Source organism: Arthrobacter melezitosi (assembly GCF_054511055.1).
The window spans coordinates 217769-232942 of record NZ_JBTNDJ010000003.1 but is presented as its reverse complement, the minus strand read 5'-3'; the positions used below and the strand labels follow the sequence as shown (position 1 = coordinate 232942).

Genomic DNA, 15174 nt, shown 5'->3' with positions numbered 1-15174 from the left:
CTAGAAGAGCGCCCGGGCCAGCGCGGCCCGCGCCTTGGTGACCCGGGGGTCGGTGGGTCCGACGATCTCGAACAGCTCGAGCAGCCGCTTGCGGGCCGCTTCCTTGTCCTCCCCCGCGCTGCGCGCGATGAAGCCGGTGACGCGCGCGAAGGCGTCCTCGACGTGTCCCCCGCTCAGGTCAAGGTCGGCGACCGCGAGCTGGGCGTCGACGTCGTCGGGCCGCTCGGCACCGGCGCTGCGGATCGCGGCCGCGTCGGCGCCTTCGAGCCGCTGCATGAGTTCGACCTGCGCCAGCCCGGCCTTCGCGTCGGCATCCGCCGGCTGCTCGGCCAGCGCCCTGCGGTAGGCCGCGGCCGCCGCAGCGAAGTTGCCGGCCTCGATCGCATCGAAGGCCTCCTGGTGGAGCGGCGGCAGCTCGGGCTCCGGCGCCGGGGCGCCGGGGGCCGCCTGCGCGCCGTCGTTGAGGGTGCCGGTGACGCCGTTGGCCTCGGCGACCTTGAGCAGTTCATCGATGAAGGCGCGGATCTGCTCGGCCGGCAGCGCACCTTCGAACATTGGCACCGGCTGGCCCTTGACGACGGCCACGACGGTGGGCGCGGCCTGAGCCTGGAACGCCTGGGCGATCTGGGGCTGGGCCTGCAGGTCGGCCTTGGCCAGCAGGATCCGGCCGTCCAACTCGATCGCCGCCGCCTCGAGGACGGCACTGACCTGGGCCGACTGCTCGCTCCAGGCCGCGCCCAGGTCGACGATCACCGGAACCGTGGCGGAGAGCTGCACGAGCTGCGGGAAGGTCTGCTCGGTCACCTGGACGATGTAGGGGCTGGCGGCGGAGGGCCGGTCCGCGGCGGGGCGGGCGGCCGCCTCTGCACGCGCCTTGACGGCGGAGAGGTCGACGGCACCGTGAAGGTTCATTGACGGCGGCACATTGCCGCGGCCGGCTGGTGTGGACAAGAGCTTGCCTTTCGGGTCGGGAACCCCGGACTCAGGGGTGCGGAGGTGGGGCGCCTACTTGAGTTTGGCGGCCAACAGCTGCTGGGCGGCGCCGATCACACGGATCTTGTCCTTGCTGCCGGCCGGTGGTACGTACATCATCACGGCCTCACCGTAGTCGACGTCAATTCCTTTTTCGGTCTTCTTCTGGCCGGTGAGCGTCTCGTAGATCGTGCCGTTGAGGTCGATGGAGTCGCCCCTGCCCTTGGGCACGCTCGAGTAGGTGTGCTTGAGGTAGCCGAAGACCACGGCGCCGCCGTCCTCGGTGCCCAACGCCCGGGTACTCGGGGCCTGGGCGACATGGCGGAAGGAGATGGTGGCTGCGGCGTTGTCCTTGTCCGCCACCACCTGCGACTGGAAGCCGGTGATGGCGTCGGCGAAGGAGTTCGCTTCGAAGGTGTCCTTGTGCTGGCCCTTCGGCGAGGTCAGGAAGTCCGCGATGGCGGACACCGCGGCCTGCGGTGCCATGGCGAGCGTGTCCTCGGCGTCGGGCGCAAGTTCATTGAGTCCGCCGTCGGCCGCGGATGCGGGGAAGGTGGTGCCCGGAAGCATCTGGATCGCCGACACGAGCTTGTAGTTGGTGCGCGGGCTGTCCTGGGTCAGGACCAGCGCCTGCGGAACGGGGTTGCCCTCGCCCTGGGTCAGGGCCACGACGGTGCGGGGCCACTCACCGGCCGCCGGGATGACCCGGGTCAGCACCGGCGAGCCTGCCACCGGAGCCGGAGCCGGGGCCTCCTTGTCCTTGGACCGCACCGAATAGCCCGCCGTGCGCAGCTCGACCGCCGCCCCGGCAACGCGGGGCTCGAGCAGGGCGGAGTCCGCCGCGGCGTCGGCCTCGGCCACCGTGGTGGCGACCGATCCGAGGATGCGCTCGAGCTGGGATTCGAGGACGGCCGGGGCGCCCTGCCGGGCTCCCCCGGACTTTGAACCCTCGGCGGACCCGGTCTGCTCCGGCTGCTGATCGGCCGGCTTGGCGACGGCCGGGCCGGCCACGGCGGTTCCGGCCAGGAGCGCCGCGACGGTCACGGCCGACACCGGGTGGGCCAGGCGCCGGGCGCGGGCCCGGCGGTCGGCGCCGCCGGCGCGCTGCTGCTGCCGCAGGTAGGCCCGGGAGCCTTCGGGAGCCGGGGTGGGGCGGCCCGGCCCGGTCCCCGGGCTGCGCGGGGTGACGAAGAGCAGCGCGATGCCGAGGACGGCCACGAGGGCGCCGGCGACGATCAGCGGCACGGCGAAGGGCGTCGAGGCGTCATTGGGTTCGGTGATGGAGATGTCCGACGGCGCCGCCGCGGTGCCGTCGGCGACGAGCAGGATGGAGAAGTCGCCCTCGGCCGGGTTGATCCAGGAATGGGTGACCGATCCCTCGGCCGTCTCCTCGCTCGTCCACAGGTCCGCGCCGCGGGGATCGGGGACCTCTGCCTCGCCCTTGGTGAACTCCGTCTCCAGGGTGTCTTCGCCGACCCCGGTGACCCGCAGGTGCGCGGCGTCGCCGACCCAGGCGTCGACGTCCGCCGCCCTGCCCACGGCGAGGGTGAACGCGCCGTCGCCCTTCACCGTGATCTCGACGCCACCGGCCCCGTCGTTGCGGGCGGCGGCATCGATGACCGTCACCGGTCCGGTCTCCGCGCCGTCGGGCACGCTGAAGGTCACCGTCTCCGGTGGCGCCCAGAACGTCCGCTGGCCGATGCCCAGGAGCATCAGCAGCACGCCGGCAATAATGATCGGGACTGCAGTTTTCACGCGCACGCGGGTACCTATTCGTTGTCTTGTCGAGCGGACCTCCCGATCCGCGGCGCACCGCCGGCCGTCCGCGGGCACGGAAGAACCAGGCTGCACTCACTCTCGATTAGTTCTCCCATGGTAGCTAAGTTGCGCGTGGGGGTTCGATTCCTGTGGACCGGCTCACTGCGGCGCGGCGGCGCCGGTGCGTGCTGCCGCCGGACACTCCGACGCCCGGGCGAGGGGAAAGGCCTGCCTTCACGGGGGCCCGGCTGTAGTGTTTCGCTTGTGATCCAACCCCGAACGCAGCACCAGTGAAGGCAGACCGCAGCGTGACGAACAATGAGGAAGTGCCGGTCAACGCGCCGCTGCCGCGGCCCGACGACGCCCCGGCCGGCACGGACAGCGGCGCAACTCCCCCGGCCGACGGGGGCGGACCCACCCCCGCACTCGCCCAGGGCAGGATGGCTGCGCTGTTCACCCGGCTCCGGCGGCCGATCCCGGGGGCCCAGCCCCGGCGGCGCTTCGAGTTCCCGCCGGAGATGGATCCGGTGACCGTCCCCGTCGACCCCTCGGTTCAGCTCACCGACGAGCGGCTGAAGTTCGGCGGGCTTCCTCCCCGCTCAATGCGCCAGCACCCGATCCACTTCGGGTTCATGGCCAGCGTCGGGGTCGGCCTGGCACTGCTCGCCTACTTCATGATCATGAATGTCGGCCAGCTGCTCCTGTGGATCGGGGCGGCCCTGTTCATCGCCCTTGGCCTTGACCCGATCGTGCGGTGGCTCGACGAGCGCGGGGTCCCCCGCCCGGCCGGGATCACCCTGTCCCTGACGCTCCTGGTGGGCCTGGTGGTGGGGTTCTTCGCCACCCTCATCCCCACCATCGTGGACCAGACCGCCCAGATCATCGACCGCGGCCCGGCCTACGCCCAGACCTTCCTCAACTCCGATTTCTTCCGCACCGTGGACCAGCAGTTCCAGGTCCGCGACCGGGTGTCGACGGAGATCAACAACTTCTTCGCCGAGGGCGGCGCGGTCAGCGGGATCTTCGGCGGCGTCCTGGGGGTGGGCACCGTCATCCTCAACGGACTGTTCGGCACCCTGATCGTGCTGGTCCTGACCCTTTACTTCCTCGCTTCCCTTCCCTCCATGAAGAAGTGGGCCTACCGCCTCGCCCCGCGGTCGCGGCGGGCCCGCGTGCAGTCGCTGTCCGAGGAGATCACGCGCAGCGTGGGCATGTACGTGATCGGGCAGGCCTGCGTCGCCCTCCTCAACGGCGCCTTCGCCTTCATCGTCATGTCCATCGTGGGAGTGCCGTTCTCGGTGCTGCTGGCGTTCGTCGTCGTCCTGCTGGCGTTCATCCCGCTGGTGGGGGCGCTCATGGCCGCCTGCTTCGTCAGCCTCGTGGCCCTGACCGTCGGGTGGCAGACCGCGCTGCTGTTCGCCATCCCGTACATCGCGTACCTGCAGTTCGAGGCGTACTTCATCTCCCCGCGCATCATGCAGCGGGCCGTCGCGGTGCCCGGCGCCGTCGCCGTCATCGCCGTGATCGCCGGCGGCAGCCTGCTCGGCGTGCTCGGCGCCCTGATCGCCATCCCCACGGCGGCGGCGATCATGCTGCTGCTCAAGGAGGTCTTCATCGCCCGGCAGGACCAGCAGTAGGGCCCGCCGGCCGCGCTCAGGAGGCGGTCGCCGCCTCGCCTTCCCACCGGGTGGGCAGCGGGGAAGCCGGCGAGGGGAGGACGACGTCGACGATCTCGTTCAGCGCCCGGGAGGCGTACTTCTCCCCGACCCACAGGTGCTTCGCTCCGTCGACGGGGGTCACCACCGCCTGCGGGACGGCGGCGAATCGTTCCTGGGCGGCCTCCGGGCGGAGGTAGTCGTCGAGCTCGGGAACGAGGACGGTCAGGGGCAGCCCCGCGTCGGCCCAGGCCTCAAGGTCGGCGTCCCCGGCGCGGTGGAGCGGCGGGGAGATCAGGATCGCACCCTCGATGTGCTCCGCAACCGGATCGGACGCCCCGTACTTCAGGCACAGCTCGGTGCCGAAGGACCACCCCACGAGCCAGATGTTCTCCAGGCCCTGGTCCACGGCCCATTTCACCGCCGCCTCAACGTCGAGGCGCTCGGAGGCACCGCCGTCGAAGGTCCCCTCGCTGCAGCCGCGCGGGGAGCAGGTGCCGCGCGTGTTGAACCGCAGCACGGCGATCCCGGCAAGGGCCGGCAGGCGGAAGGAGGCCTTGCGGAAGAGGTGGGAGTCCATGAAGCCGCCGTGGGTCGGCAGGGGGTGCAGCGTGATGAGGGTCGCCTTCGGCTTCCCGTCCAGGGGCGCAGCGAATTCGCCCACGAGCGTGAGCCCGTCCGCGGTCTTCAGCTCGATGTTCCGCCGGTCCGCGGGCAGCACGGTTGAGGCGCGGATCTCGATCGGCTCGGTGCTCGGTGAGAAGTCATAGTCCTGGGGATTGCTGGCCATTTCCCCATTCTAGGGCCCGCCCGCGGGCCCTTGGACGCCGGCGCCGGGCGCTCAGTACCGGTAGCTGCGGATGTTCCAGCAGTGCACGTGCCAGTGCCTGCGGTCCGCCAGGGCCGACTCCGCGCCGAGCAGGGAGTCCTCCCGCCACACCACGAGATGGGCAATTCCCGGGGGGATCGTCCGGTGGCATCCCGGGCAGGTGTACTCCTTGGCCGCGTTCCGCTCGGTGATCCGGCGCACCGCCCACTCCCCGTCCGGGGCGCTCACGCGCAGCGGCAAACCGACCCGTGCCCGCTCGAGGTCCGACTCCTCCGGCTCCGGCGCCTTGCCGCGGGGGGAGCCCTTGGTGCGGCGGGGGCGGTTCGAGCGGGGCATTGTCCAAGTGTGCCCGAACCCACCCCCGCGCCGAAACCCCACCCCGCGGCCGGCCCGGGTTTCCCTCCGCGGCGGACCGGCGGGCCCGGACCCCGGCTGGGCTGCCCCGGCTTGGCCGCGCCGGGGCGGGTGCGCACCGGGCAGCGGGCCGCCAAACGGTACAGTGAAGCGTGTGCGTCTAGTCATTGCCCGCTGCTCCGTTGATTACATCGGCCGCCTCCGCGCCCACCTGCCGCTGGCCACCCGCCTGCTCATGGTCAAGGCCGACGGCTCCGTCCTCGTCCACTCCGACGGCGGCTCCTACAAGCCGCTGAACTGGATGAGCCCGCCGGCGTCGCTGCGCGTCAGCGCCCCCGACGAGGCCGACGCTGCGGAGGGGATCACCGAGGTGTGGACGGTGCAGCACGCCAAGAGCGATGACCGGCTCGTCATCAATATCCGCGAGCAGCTGCACGAGTCCTCCCACGACCTCGGGGTCGACCCGGGACTGGTGAAGGACGGGGTCGAGGCCGACCTGCAGCGGCTGCTCGCCGAGCAGATCACCCTCCTCGGCGAGGGCTTCACCCTGATCCGGCGCGAATACATGACCGCGATCGGCCCGGTGGACATCCTGGCCCGCGACGGCCAGGGCGCCACCGTGGCCGTCGAGCTGAAGCGCCGCGGCGACATCGACGGCGTCGAGCAGCTCACCCGGTACCTCGAACTGCTCAACCGGGATCCGCTGATGTCCCCGGTGCGCGGGGTCTTCGCGGCCCAGCAGATCAAGCCGCAGGCCCGCACCCTCGCCACCGACCGGGGAATCGACTGCCTCACGCTGGACTACGACGCGATGCGCGGGGTGGACGACAAGGAGTCCCGCCTCTTCTAGCACCGGCACGGGCCGGTTCCGGCGCATAGAATCGGACCATGGCCAACCTGCAGGGCACGTCCAACCACCTTTCCGGGCGGATGGTGACCGAGTCGGGCATCATCGAGGACGCCGTGCTCGGCTGGGAAGGCTCCCGCATCACCTATGCCGGGCCCGCCCGGCCGGCGGACCCAACGGGTTCCCCCCGGCTGCCCGACGGTGCGTTGATCCTCCCCGGGCTCGTGGACCTGCACTGCCATGGCGGCGGCGGCGGGGACTTCACCTCCGGCAGCGCCGCGGAGATCCGCAGCGCCATCTCGTTCCAGCATGGCAGCGGCACAACAACCCTGCTCGCCAGCACCGGCGCCGCCCCCGGCCCGGACCTCCTGCGGGCGTTCCCGCTCCTGGCCGCCGCGGCCGACGACGGGCTCATCGCCGGGATCCACGCCGAGGGCCCCTTCCTCTCCCCCGCCCGCGCCGGAATGCACGACCCGGCCCACCTGCACAAGCCCGATGAGGCCCTGCTCGCCGACCTCGTCGCAGCGGCCGGCAACCACCTCATCTCCATGACGTACGCGCCGGAGCTCGAGGGCACCGACACGCTCGTCTACGACCTGGTCACGCACGGGGTCATCCCCGCCATCGGCCACACCGACTGCACGGCCGAACAGGCCTCCGCCGCCCTCGAGCTGATCAATGAGGAGCTTGCCTCGACGGGCTTCGACGGTTTCAGCGGCAGGCCGATGGCCACCCACCTCTTCAACGCCATGCCCGCCATCCACCACCGCTCACCGGGGCCGGTGCCCCTCCTGCTCGAGCGCGCGCGGGCCGGGGAGATTGCGGTGGAGCTGATCGTCGACAACGTCCACCTCCATGCGGACACCGCCCGGATGGCCTTCACCCTGGCCGGGCCGGACAACATCTGCCTGGTCAGCGACTCGACGGCCGCCGCGGGACGGGATGATGGGGTCTTCCGGCTGGGGCGCACCGAGATCACGGTCCGCGCGGGCGTGGCCCGCCGCGGCGGGGCGGACGCACCGTCCGGAGGGACCCGGACCCTGCTCGAAGTGGTGAGGTGCGCGGTGGAGGCCGGGGTGGGCCTCGCCGACGCCGTCCAGGCGGCCTCGGCCGTGCCGGCGGGCGTGCTCGGGCTGGCCGATGAGCTGGGCAGCCTGCGGGCCGGGCTGCGTGCCGACGCGGTGGTCGCCTCGGCCGACCTCGAACTGCTGGGCGTGCTGCGGGCCGGGGCCTGGCTCAGGCTGCCCTGAGGGCGGGCGTGGTCAGCGCCAGGTGCCGATACCGATGACCGGACCGGCCTCGAGCCAGGACGACAGCCCTGCGTACACGGGGTATTTCATGGCGAGCTGGACCTCCGAGCCCTCGTAGCCCAGCGTGACCACGATGCAGCCGGGCAGCACCCGGCCGGCCTCCGCCTCGGTGGGCTGGCGCCATCCCTTGAGCTCAAGGGAACTGCGCAGATAGCGGCGCACCGGAACGGGGCTCAGCGACATCAGGCGGAGCCATTCGAGGTGGGTGTCCGTATAACGACAAACCCCCATCCGCCACCCCTTGTCGGGGAGGCGGATGGAGGCGTCGAAGGTGCCAAGTGTGCGGCCCAACTGGTACCGGCGCAGCAGGAAGGCGCCAACCAGCAGAACCAGCACGCCGAAGACGGCCGCAATGAGAATCAACAGCAGACTCAGACCGTCCATGGCGGTGGTGTCAGCGGTTTCCCGCGGGAGCCGAGCCGCCGACGGTGGCGTTGTCGGCCACGATTACCACACGGTTGCTGTCGACGGAGAAGAACCCGCTGTCGACTGCGACCAGGATGCGCTCACCACTCACCGGCTGGATTGCGAGTTCGCCTTCCCCGAGCAGGGCGAGCACCGGCGAGTGCCCGGGAAGGATCCCGATCTCGCCTTCGCTGGTGCGCGCCTTGACCATGGTTGCCGGGCCGGACCACACGAAGTGGTCGGCTGCGACAATTTCGACTTCGAGCTCTGCAGAGGCCATGAGCTTTACTTACCGGTCCGCTCTTGGATCTTCGCCCACTGGCGCTCGACGTCGTCGAGTCCGCCGATGTTGAAGAAGGCCTGCTCGGCGATGTGGTCAAGGTCGCCGTCGCAGATGGCCTTGAAGCCCTCGATGGTGTCCTTGATGCTCACGGTCGAACCCTCCACGCCGGTGAACTGCTTGGCGGTGTAGGTGTTCTGCGAGAGGAACTGCTGGATGCGGCGTGCGCGCGAGACGACGATCTTGTCCTCTTCGGACAGTTCGTCGACGCCCAGGATCGCGATGATGTCCTGGAGTTCCTTGTTCTTCTGCAGGATCTGCTTGACCCGGACCGCCGTGTTGTAGTGGTCGTGGCCGATGTACTGCGGATCCAGGATGCGCGAGGTCGAGGCCAGCGGGTCGATGGCCGGGTACAGGCCGCGCGAGGCGATCTCGCGGGACAGCTCGGTCGTCGCATCGAGGTGGGCGAAGGTGGTCGCCGGCGCCGGGTCGGTGTAGTCGTCGGCGGGGACGTAGATCGCCTGCATCGAGGTGATCGAGTGGCCCTTCGTCGAGGTGATGCGCTCCTGCAGGAGGCCCATCTCGTCGGCGAGGTTCGGCTGGTAACCCACGGCGGACGGCATGCGGCCCAGCAGGGTCGACACCTCGGAACCGGCCTGGGTGAAGCGGAAGATGTTGTCGATGAAGAGCAGCACGTCCTGCTTCTGGACGTCGCGGAAGTACTCGGCCATGGTCAGGGCCGACAGCGCGACGCGCAGGCGCGTTCCCGGCGGCTCGTCCATCTGGCCGAACACGAGCGCGGTGTCCTTGAGCACGCCCGCCTCTTCCATTTCGACCCAGAGGTCGTTGCCCTCACGGGTGCGCTCCCCGACGCCGGCGAACACCGAGGTTCCACCGAAGTTCCGGGCCACACGGGTGATCATTTCCTGGATCAGAACGGTCTTGCCGACCCCGGCACCGCCGAACAGGCCGATCTTTCCACCCTTGATGTAGGGGGTCAGCAGGTCGATGCTCTTGATGCCGGTCTCGAGCATCTCGGTCGAACCCTCGAGGGAGGCAAACGAAGGAGCCTTGCGGTGGATGGGCCAGCGCTCGGTGATCTGCAGGGAGGACTCCTCGACGTCGAGGGGCTTGCCCAGCACGTTGAAGATGTGGCCCTTGACGCCGTCGCCGACGGGCACGGAAATGGCCTGGCCGGTGTCCTGCACCACGGTGCCGCGGACGAGGCCGTCGGTCGCCTGGAGCGAGATCGCCCGGACAAGGTTGTCGCCGAGGTGCTGCGAGGTCTCGAAGGTGATCATGTGCGTCTCACCATTGAGGGTGATCTCGCAGGTCAGCGCGTTGTAGATTGCGGGGATCGCGTCAGCCGGAAACTCGACGTCGACAACCGGGCCAATGACACGTGCAATACGGCCGGTAGCTCCGGGGGCAACTGAGTCCGTACCGTGTTCAACAGTCTGGGCAGTCATCTCTCTCACTTCATTTACGTAGATGGCGTGGAACTAAGTTTATCTTGTGGATCAGGAGGCGCTGAGCGCGTCAGCGCCGGCAACGATCTCCGAAAGCTCCTGCGTGATTTCCGCCTGGCGGGCGGTGTTCCTCAGGCGCGTGTACTTCTTGATCAGTTCGGTGGCGTTGTCCCCCGCCGACTTCATCGCACGCTGCCGGGCGGCGAGCTCGCTGGCGGCCGCCTGCAGCAGCGCCGCGAAGATCCGGGACTCGATGTACCGCGGCAGGAGGGCGTCCAGGACACGCTCCGGCTCCGGCTCGTACTCGTAGAGCGGCAGCAGGTCCGACTCGCTGGCGGTCTCCTCTTCGACGACCTCGAGCGGAAGCAGCCGGATGACGGTTGGCTCCTGCATCACCATCGAACGGAAGCGCATGTACACGACGTGGATCTCGTCGACGCCGCCGTCCTCGTAGCCGGTGATGAACTCGTTGACCAGCGCGCTGCCGATCTCACGCGCCGTGGCGAACTCGGGAGCATCCGTGCCGCCGGTCCAGGCCTTCTCGTAGGAACGGTGGCGGAAGTCGAAGTACGCCTGCGCCTTGCGCCCAACGAGGTAGGCCTTCACTTCCTTGCCCTCACTGCGGAGCATCTCCTGCAGCGACTCGGCCTGCTTGAGCACGCTCGCGGAGTACGAACCGGCAAGGCCGCGGTCCGAGGTCATGATGAGCACCGCGGCACGGCGCACCTCGGTGTGCTCGGTGGTCAGCGGGTGGTCGATCTCCGACTGCGATGCCACTGCAGAAACGGCACGGGTGATCGCGTTGGCGTACGGCAGCGACGCCGCGACGCGGGTGCGCGCCTTGCCGATGCGAGAAGTCGCGATCAGTTCCATCGCCTTGAAGATCTTCCGCATCGAGGTCGTTGAGGAGATCTTCTGGCGGTAGACCCGAATCTGGGCTCCCATACTTGTCCTTTCCTTCGCTCCCCGCCCGGGGAACGACTAAGGCTCCAGGCACCGGCCGCCGCCCCACACTCCTGCAGGGCGGCGGCCGTAGGCCCTTAGCGCTTCTGCTTGACGATCTTTTCCTGGTCCACTGCGTCCTCGGAAAGGGCGTCGTGCTTCTCGTTGGCCGTGAGGCTTTCGGGACCCTGCCCGAAGAAGCCCTGCTTGAAGACCTCGACCTGGCTCTCAAGCTCCTGGACCGTCGAGTCCTCGAGCTTGTTCGTCTGGGCGAGCGTCGTCAGGACCGACGAGCGGTTCCGCAGGTGGTCAAGGAATTCGCTCTCGAACTTCCGGACGTCGCTGACGGGAACCTCGTCGAGGTGGCCGTTGGTGCCGGCCCAGATCGAGACGACCTGCTCCTCAACGGGCATCGGGGAGTACTGGCCCTGCTTCAGCAGTTCGGTCAGGCGCGAGCCGCGGGTCAGCTGCTGGCGCGAGGCCGCATCGAGGTCCGAGGCGAACATCGCGAAGGCCTGCATGTCGCGGTACTGGGCCAGGTCGAGCTTCAACGTGCCCGAGACCTTCTTCATCGACTTGACCTGCGCTGCACCACCGACGCGGGACACCGAGACACCGACGTCGACCGCCGGGCGCTGGTTGGCGTTGAACAGGTCCGACTGGAGGAAGATCTGTCCGTCGGTGATGGAGATGACGTTGGTCGGGATGTACGCCGAGACGTCGTTGGCCTTGGTCTCGATGAGCGGCAGACCCGTCATCGAACCGGCACCGAGCTCGTCGGAGAGCTTGGCACAACGCTCCAGCAGGCGGGAGTGCAGGTAGAACACGTCACCCGGGTAGGCTTCGCGTCCCGGCGGGCGGCGCAGCAGCAGCGACACCGCACGGTAGGCCTCGGCCTGCTTGGACAGGTCGTCGAACACGATCAGGACGTGCTTGCCGCCGTACATCCAGTGCTGGCCGATGGCCGAGCCCGCGTAGGGGGCGAGGTACTTGAAGCCGGCGGGGTCGGAGGCCGGCGAGGCCACGATCGTGGTGTACTCCAGGGCGCCCTTGTCCTCGAGGGTCTGGCGCACCGCCGCGATGGTCGAGGCCTTCTGGCCGATGGCGACGTAGATGCAGCGGACCTGCTTGTTCACGTCGCCCGAGGCCCAGTTGTCGCGCTGGTTGATGATCGTGTCGATCGCGATGGCGGACTTGCCGGTCTGGCGGTCGCCGATGATCAGCTGGCGCTGGCCGCGGCCGATCGGGATCATCGCGTCGATGGCCTTCAGTCCGGTCTGCATCGGCTCGTGGACCGACTTGCGCATGGTGACGCCCGGGGCCTGGAGCTCGAGGGCGCGGCGGCCCTCGGCAGCGATCTCGCCCAGCTCATCGAGCGGCTGGCCGAGGGGATCGACGACGCGGCCGAGGAAGGCGTCACCGACGGGAACCGAAAGGATCTCCCCGGTGCGGTGTACTTCCTGGCCTTCCTCGATGCCGCCGTAGTCGCCGAGGACGACCACGCCGATCTCGCGGGTGTCAAGGTTCTGGGCCAGGCCCAGCGTGCCGTCCTCGAAACGCAGCAGCTCGTTCGCCATGACCGAAGGCAGACCCTCAACCTTGGCAATGCCGTCGCTTGCGGTGGTGACGCGGCCAACTTCGACGCGCTCCGCATTTCCGGGTTCGTAGGACGCCGCAAATTCGTTCAACGCATTACGGACATCTTCGGCGTTGATGGTCAATTCGGCCATCTGCAGTCCCTGCTCTCCTGTGTTGCGATCACCACCGACGGCGGTGACCTGTGTGTAATTCAATATTGGATGTTGCTCGGCGCCGGGGGCGCCTATCCCGCCAGCCTGCGGCGGAGCTCGGACAGCCTCGTGACCACCGTGGAGTCGACCATTTCGTCGCCCACGCTGACCCGAACACCGCCGATCAGGGAAGGATCAACGTTGAGGTTGATCTGCAGTTCGCGCCCGTAGAGGCGGTTGAGGCCCGCAGCAAGCCTGGACTGCTGCTCCGCGGTCAGCGGACGGGTAACGCTGACAGTGGCAATCCAGCGCTGCTGCCGGGCGGCAACCAGTTCAACGAAGCGCTTGACGAGCGCTGCCGGCTTGAGGCCGCGCGGGGCGGTGACAGCCTGGCGGATGAGGAGTTTCGCCGCATCACCGGCCTCGGGGACGAGACGCAGCGCGAGGGCCGCCTTCGCCTCCGAGCCCGCCTGGCGGTCGGACAGCGCACGCTGAAGATCGTGGTTCGAATCGACGACGGCGATGAAGGAGAACAGGTCGCTTTCCAGCTTCTCCAGCCCCTGGGGGCCGCTCCCCTGGGACTCCGCCACCGAGATGGCCACCGTCGCGGCGAGCGTCTCGAGGGCATCGCCGATGTCGCGGGCGTTGGCCCACCGTTCGGCGACGAGTTCCTTGACCACTGCGACGGCGTCAGCCGAGACCCTGCCCGCCACGAGCTGGTCAACCAGCGTGGCTTTGTCCCCGCCCGTGCGGGAAGGGTCGGTCAGCGCACGGCGCAGGCCCGCATTGCTGTCGAGGATGGAGAGGACTCCGAAAAGCTCCTCGGCCAGTGACAGCGGGGCGCCGGGGAGCCGCGTTTCGAGCTCCCGGCGGACCGTGGCGAGGGACTGGCTTGATACACCGGCCATTATTTCGCTGCACCTGCGCTCTGGTTGTCCAGATCGGCGAGGAAGCGGTCGATGACGCGCGCTGAACGAGCGTCGTCGGCCAGGGACTCCCCAACGATGCGGCTTGCCAGCTCCGTGGCGAGCGTGCCGACCTCGGCCCGCAGGGACACGACGGCGGCCTGGCGCTCGGCCTCGATCTGGACGTGGGCCTGCTCGGTGATGCGTGCCGACTCGGCGGCCGCCTTCTCCTTGAGCGAGGCGAGGATCTGCGCACCTTCGGCGCGGGCCTCCTCGCGGATGCGGTTGGCCTCGGTGCGGGCATCGACAAGCTGCTGCTTGTACTCCTCGCGTGCGGCATTGGCTTCCGCCTGGGCGGCTTCCGCCTTCGCGATGCCGCCCTCGATGGCCTCCGTGCGCTCCGCGAACGTCTTCTCGAACGCCGGCATGACGTACTTGATGACGATGAACATCAGGACCGCGAAGCCGGCCAGCGTAACGAGGATCTCCCACCCGTTCGGGATGAGCGGGTTTGCGCCCTCTTCCGCTGCCATAATGGCTGCATTAAACATGTTTCACCCGTCTTTCTTCAACTGGTCTTCGGATTTCCAGCCAGGAGTTCTTAGGCGCCGATGACGAAGGCGAAGACCAGACCGAGGATCGCGAGGGCTTCGGTCAGAGCCAGGCCGAGGAAGGCGATCGGCTGAAGAACGCGCTGTGCCTCGGGCTGACGTGCTACGCCGTTGATGTAGGCGGCGAATACGAGACCCACGCCGATACCACCGCCGATTGCGGAGAGACCGTATCCAACGAGGTTGAGGCTACCCTGTACTTCCATTGTGTTCCTTTCAAGATGCCGCCTTGGTGCGGCAGGTTGTTTGGGATCATCCCCGACGGGGAAGAATTTGTGATCAGTGGGCGTCGGCGTGAAGCGCGCCCTCGATGTAGATCGCGGCCAGCAGCGTGAAGACGTACGCCTGCAGGACCATGATCAGCGCTTCGAGCATATACATCGCCACGGCTCCGCCCAGGACCAGCACGCCGGTGCCCTGCAGCAGGACGCTGCCGGAGAGCGCCATGTACTCGATCGCGGAACCCGCGAGGCTGATGATGAGGTGGCCGGCGAGCATCGTCGCGAAGAGTCGGAGCGAGTGGGTGACCGGCCGGACGAGGAAGTTGGAGATGATCTCGATCGGGATCAGCAGCGGCATGATGTACCAGGGCACGCCCGAGGGGACGACGGCCAGCTTGAAGTAGCGCAGGCCGTGCTTCTTGATGCCGATGGCGATCCACAGCACGTAGAAGATGGCCGCGATGGCGTACGCGCTGCCCGGGTGGGAGAAGGTGGGGATCTGCAGCAGCGGGATGGCGCCGAAGATGTTGTTCACCAGGACGAAGAAGAACGCGGCGAACAGCCAGGGAACGTACTTCAGGTAGTCCCGGCCGCCGATGATGTCCTTGCCGATGGAGTTGCGGACGAACCCGTACGCGGACTCCCCGAGGAACTGCAGCTTGCCCGGCACCATCTGGCCGCGCCGCGAGGCGACGAGGAAGAAGGAGGCGATGAGGATGACGGAGAAGATGACAAGGAGCATCTGCTTGCCGAAGCCACCTTCGAACCAGACGCCGTATTCACCGCCCCAGGGGAGGATGTCCGGATAGTGGGTGTCTTCAATCGTGGGGGCGACGAAACCCTCATCGGTTGTTTCGGCCGGGAGCGCAAGCGCGATCAACGCGAT

General features: G+C 68.7%; 16 protein-coding genes. 3 read left to right on the top strand and 13 right to left on the bottom strand.

The features are described 5' to 3' along the window. Both ACX80W_RS05665 and ACX80W_RS05660 read right to left on the bottom strand, forming a co-directional pair. A complete protein-coding gene (locus ACX80W_RS05665; protein WP_459281220.1) occupies positions 1-951 on the bottom strand; it encodes a tetratricopeptide repeat protein in 951 nt (316 codons plus the stop codon). Between the two features lie 54 nt (positions 952-1005). Further along, positions 1006-2727 (bottom strand): DUF8094 domain-containing protein, encoded by a 1722-nt coding sequence (locus tag ACX80W_RS05660; protein WP_459281218.1) that lies wholly within the window; start codon positions 2725-2727, stop codon positions 1006-1008. Positions 2728-3170: 443 nt separating this feature from the next. Between ACX80W_RS05660 and ACX80W_RS05655 the strand changes: the two genes are divergently transcribed. Next, positions 3171-4367, top strand: coding sequence for an AI-2E family transporter (locus ACX80W_RS05655; RefSeq protein ID WP_459281366.1), 1197 nt, complete (start codon positions 3171-3173; stop codon positions 4365-4367). A gap of 16 nt (positions 4368-4383) precedes the next feature. On the opposite strand, the gene ACX80W_RS05650 is transcribed toward ACX80W_RS05655, so the two are convergent. After that, positions 4384-5175, bottom strand: coding sequence for an alpha/beta hydrolase (locus ACX80W_RS05650; RefSeq protein WP_459281216.1), 792 nt, complete (start codon positions 5173-5175; stop codon positions 4384-4386). A gap of 51 nt (positions 5176-5226) precedes the next feature. Next, on the bottom strand, positions 5227-5550 hold the full coding sequence (locus tag ACX80W_RS05645; protein ID WP_459281213.1) for an Rv1322 family protein: 324 nt from the start codon (positions 5548-5550) through the stop codon (positions 5227-5229). A 172-nt stretch (positions 5551-5722) separates the two neighbouring features. Between ACX80W_RS05645 and nucS the strand changes: the two genes are divergently transcribed. Together nucS and ACX80W_RS05635 are read left to right on the top strand one after the other, a co-directional pair. Beyond that, positions 5723-6418: an endonuclease NucS gene (nucS, locus tag ACX80W_RS05640; protein ID WP_459281211.1), complete on the top strand. Its 696-nt coding sequence runs from the start codon at positions 5723-5725 to the stop codon at positions 6416-6418. 38 nt (positions 6419-6456) lie between these two features. After that, positions 6457-7665 (top strand): N-acetylglucosamine-6-phosphate deacetylase, encoded by a 1209-nt coding sequence (locus ACX80W_RS05635; RefSeq protein ID WP_459281209.1) that lies wholly within the window; start codon positions 6457-6459, stop codon positions 7663-7665. A 12-nt stretch (positions 7666-7677) separates the two neighbouring features. On the opposite strand, the gene ACX80W_RS05630 is transcribed toward ACX80W_RS05635, so the two are convergent. From ACX80W_RS05630 to atpB, 9 genes are all read right to left on the bottom strand, one after another. Beyond that, positions 7678-8109, bottom strand: a complete 432-nt coding sequence (locus ACX80W_RS05630; RefSeq protein WP_459281207.1) for a DUF2550 domain-containing protein — start codon at positions 8107-8109, stop codon at positions 7678-7680. 10 nt (positions 8110-8119) lie between these two features. Beyond that, positions 8120-8410, bottom strand: a complete 291-nt coding sequence (locus ACX80W_RS05625; protein ID WP_459281206.1) for a F0F1 ATP synthase subunit epsilon — start codon at positions 8408-8410, stop codon at positions 8120-8122. A gap of 5 nt (positions 8411-8415) precedes the next feature. Next, the gene (atpD, locus tag ACX80W_RS05620; protein WP_459281205.1) at positions 8416-9879 is read right to left on the bottom strand and encodes a F0F1 ATP synthase subunit beta; all 1464 of its coding nucleotides are present in this window, start codon (positions 9877-9879) and stop codon (positions 8416-8418) included. Between the two features lie 51 nt (positions 9880-9930). Continuing rightward, complete coding sequence (locus ACX80W_RS05615) at positions 9931-10824, bottom strand: F0F1 ATP synthase subunit gamma (protein ID WP_459281203.1); 894 nt, start codon at positions 10822-10824, stop codon at positions 9931-9933. A 95-nt stretch (positions 10825-10919) separates the two neighbouring features. After that, a complete protein-coding gene (gene atpA / locus ACX80W_RS05610; RefSeq protein ID WP_459281364.1) occupies positions 10920-12551 on the bottom strand; it encodes a F0F1 ATP synthase subunit alpha in 1632 nt (543 codons plus the stop codon). Positions 12552-12643: 92 nt separating this feature from the next. Further along, the gene (locus ACX80W_RS05605) at positions 12644-13459 is read right to left on the bottom strand and encodes a F0F1 ATP synthase subunit delta (protein ID WP_459281202.1); all 816 of its coding nucleotides are present in this window, start codon (positions 13457-13459) and stop codon (positions 12644-12646) included. After that, positions 13459-14007, bottom strand: coding sequence for a F0F1 ATP synthase subunit B (locus ACX80W_RS05600; protein ID WP_459281200.1), 549 nt, complete (start codon positions 14005-14007; stop codon positions 13459-13461). Before ACX80W_RS05600 ends, ACX80W_RS05605 begins: the two co-directional genes overlap by 1 nt. 50 nt (positions 14008-14057) lie before the next feature. Next, positions 14058-14273, bottom strand: coding sequence for an ATP synthase F0 subunit c (locus ACX80W_RS05595; RefSeq protein WP_019481292.1), 216 nt, complete (start codon positions 14271-14273; stop codon positions 14058-14060). Positions 14274-14346: 73 nt separating this feature from the next. Next, entirely contained in the window at positions 14347-15168 is an 822-nt protein-coding gene (atpB, locus tag ACX80W_RS05590) for a F0F1 ATP synthase subunit A (protein ID WP_459281198.1), read from the bottom strand. Positions 15169-15174: the final 6 nt, after the last annotated feature.

Excerpts from the sequence above, each read along its gene's own strand:
- ACX80W_RS05655 (WP_459281366.1), top strand. The coding sequence starts at position 3,171 with ATGGCTGCGCTGTTCACCCGGCTCCGGCGGCCGATCCCGGGGGCCCAG.
- atpD (WP_459281205.1), bottom strand. The coding sequence starts at position 9,879 with ATGACTGCCCAGACTGTTGAACACGGTACGGACTCAGTTGCCCCCGGA.
- ACX80W_RS05625 (WP_459281206.1), bottom strand. The coding sequence starts at position 8,410 with ATGGCCTCTGCAGAGCTCGAAGTCGAAATTGTCGCAGCCGACCACTTC.
- ACX80W_RS05595 (WP_019481292.1), bottom strand. The coding sequence starts at position 14,273 with ATGGAAGTACAGGGTAGCCTCAACCTCGTTGGATACGGTCTCTCCGCA.
- ACX80W_RS05635 (WP_459281209.1), top strand. The coding sequence starts at position 6,457 with ATGGCCAACCTGCAGGGCACGTCCAACCACCTTTCCGGGCGGATGGTG.
- ACX80W_RS05630 (WP_459281207.1), bottom strand. The coding sequence starts at position 8,109 with ATGGACGGTCTGAGTCTGCTGTTGATTCTCATTGCGGCCGTCTTCGGC.
- atpA (WP_459281364.1), bottom strand. The coding sequence starts at position 12,551 with ATGGCCGAATTGACCATCAACGCCGAAGATGTCCGTAATGCGTTGAAC.
- ACX80W_RS05600 (WP_459281200.1), bottom strand. The coding sequence starts at position 14,007 with ATGTTTAATGCAGCCATTATGGCAGCGGAAGAGGGCGCAAACCCGCTC.
- ACX80W_RS05605 (WP_459281202.1), bottom strand. The coding sequence starts at position 13,459 with ATGGCCGGTGTATCAAGCCAGTCCCTCGCCACGGTCCGCCGGGAGCTC.
- ACX80W_RS05650 (WP_459281216.1), bottom strand. The coding sequence starts at position 5,175 with ATGGCCAGCAATCCCCAGGACTATGACTTCTCACCGAGCACCGAGCCG.
- ACX80W_RS05615 (WP_459281203.1), bottom strand. The coding sequence starts at position 10,824 with ATGGGAGCCCAGATTCGGGTCTACCGCCAGAAGATCTCCTCAACGACC.
- ACX80W_RS05645 (WP_459281213.1), bottom strand. The coding sequence starts at position 5,550 with ATGCCCCGCTCGAACCGCCCCCGCCGCACCAAGGGCTCCCCCCGCGGC.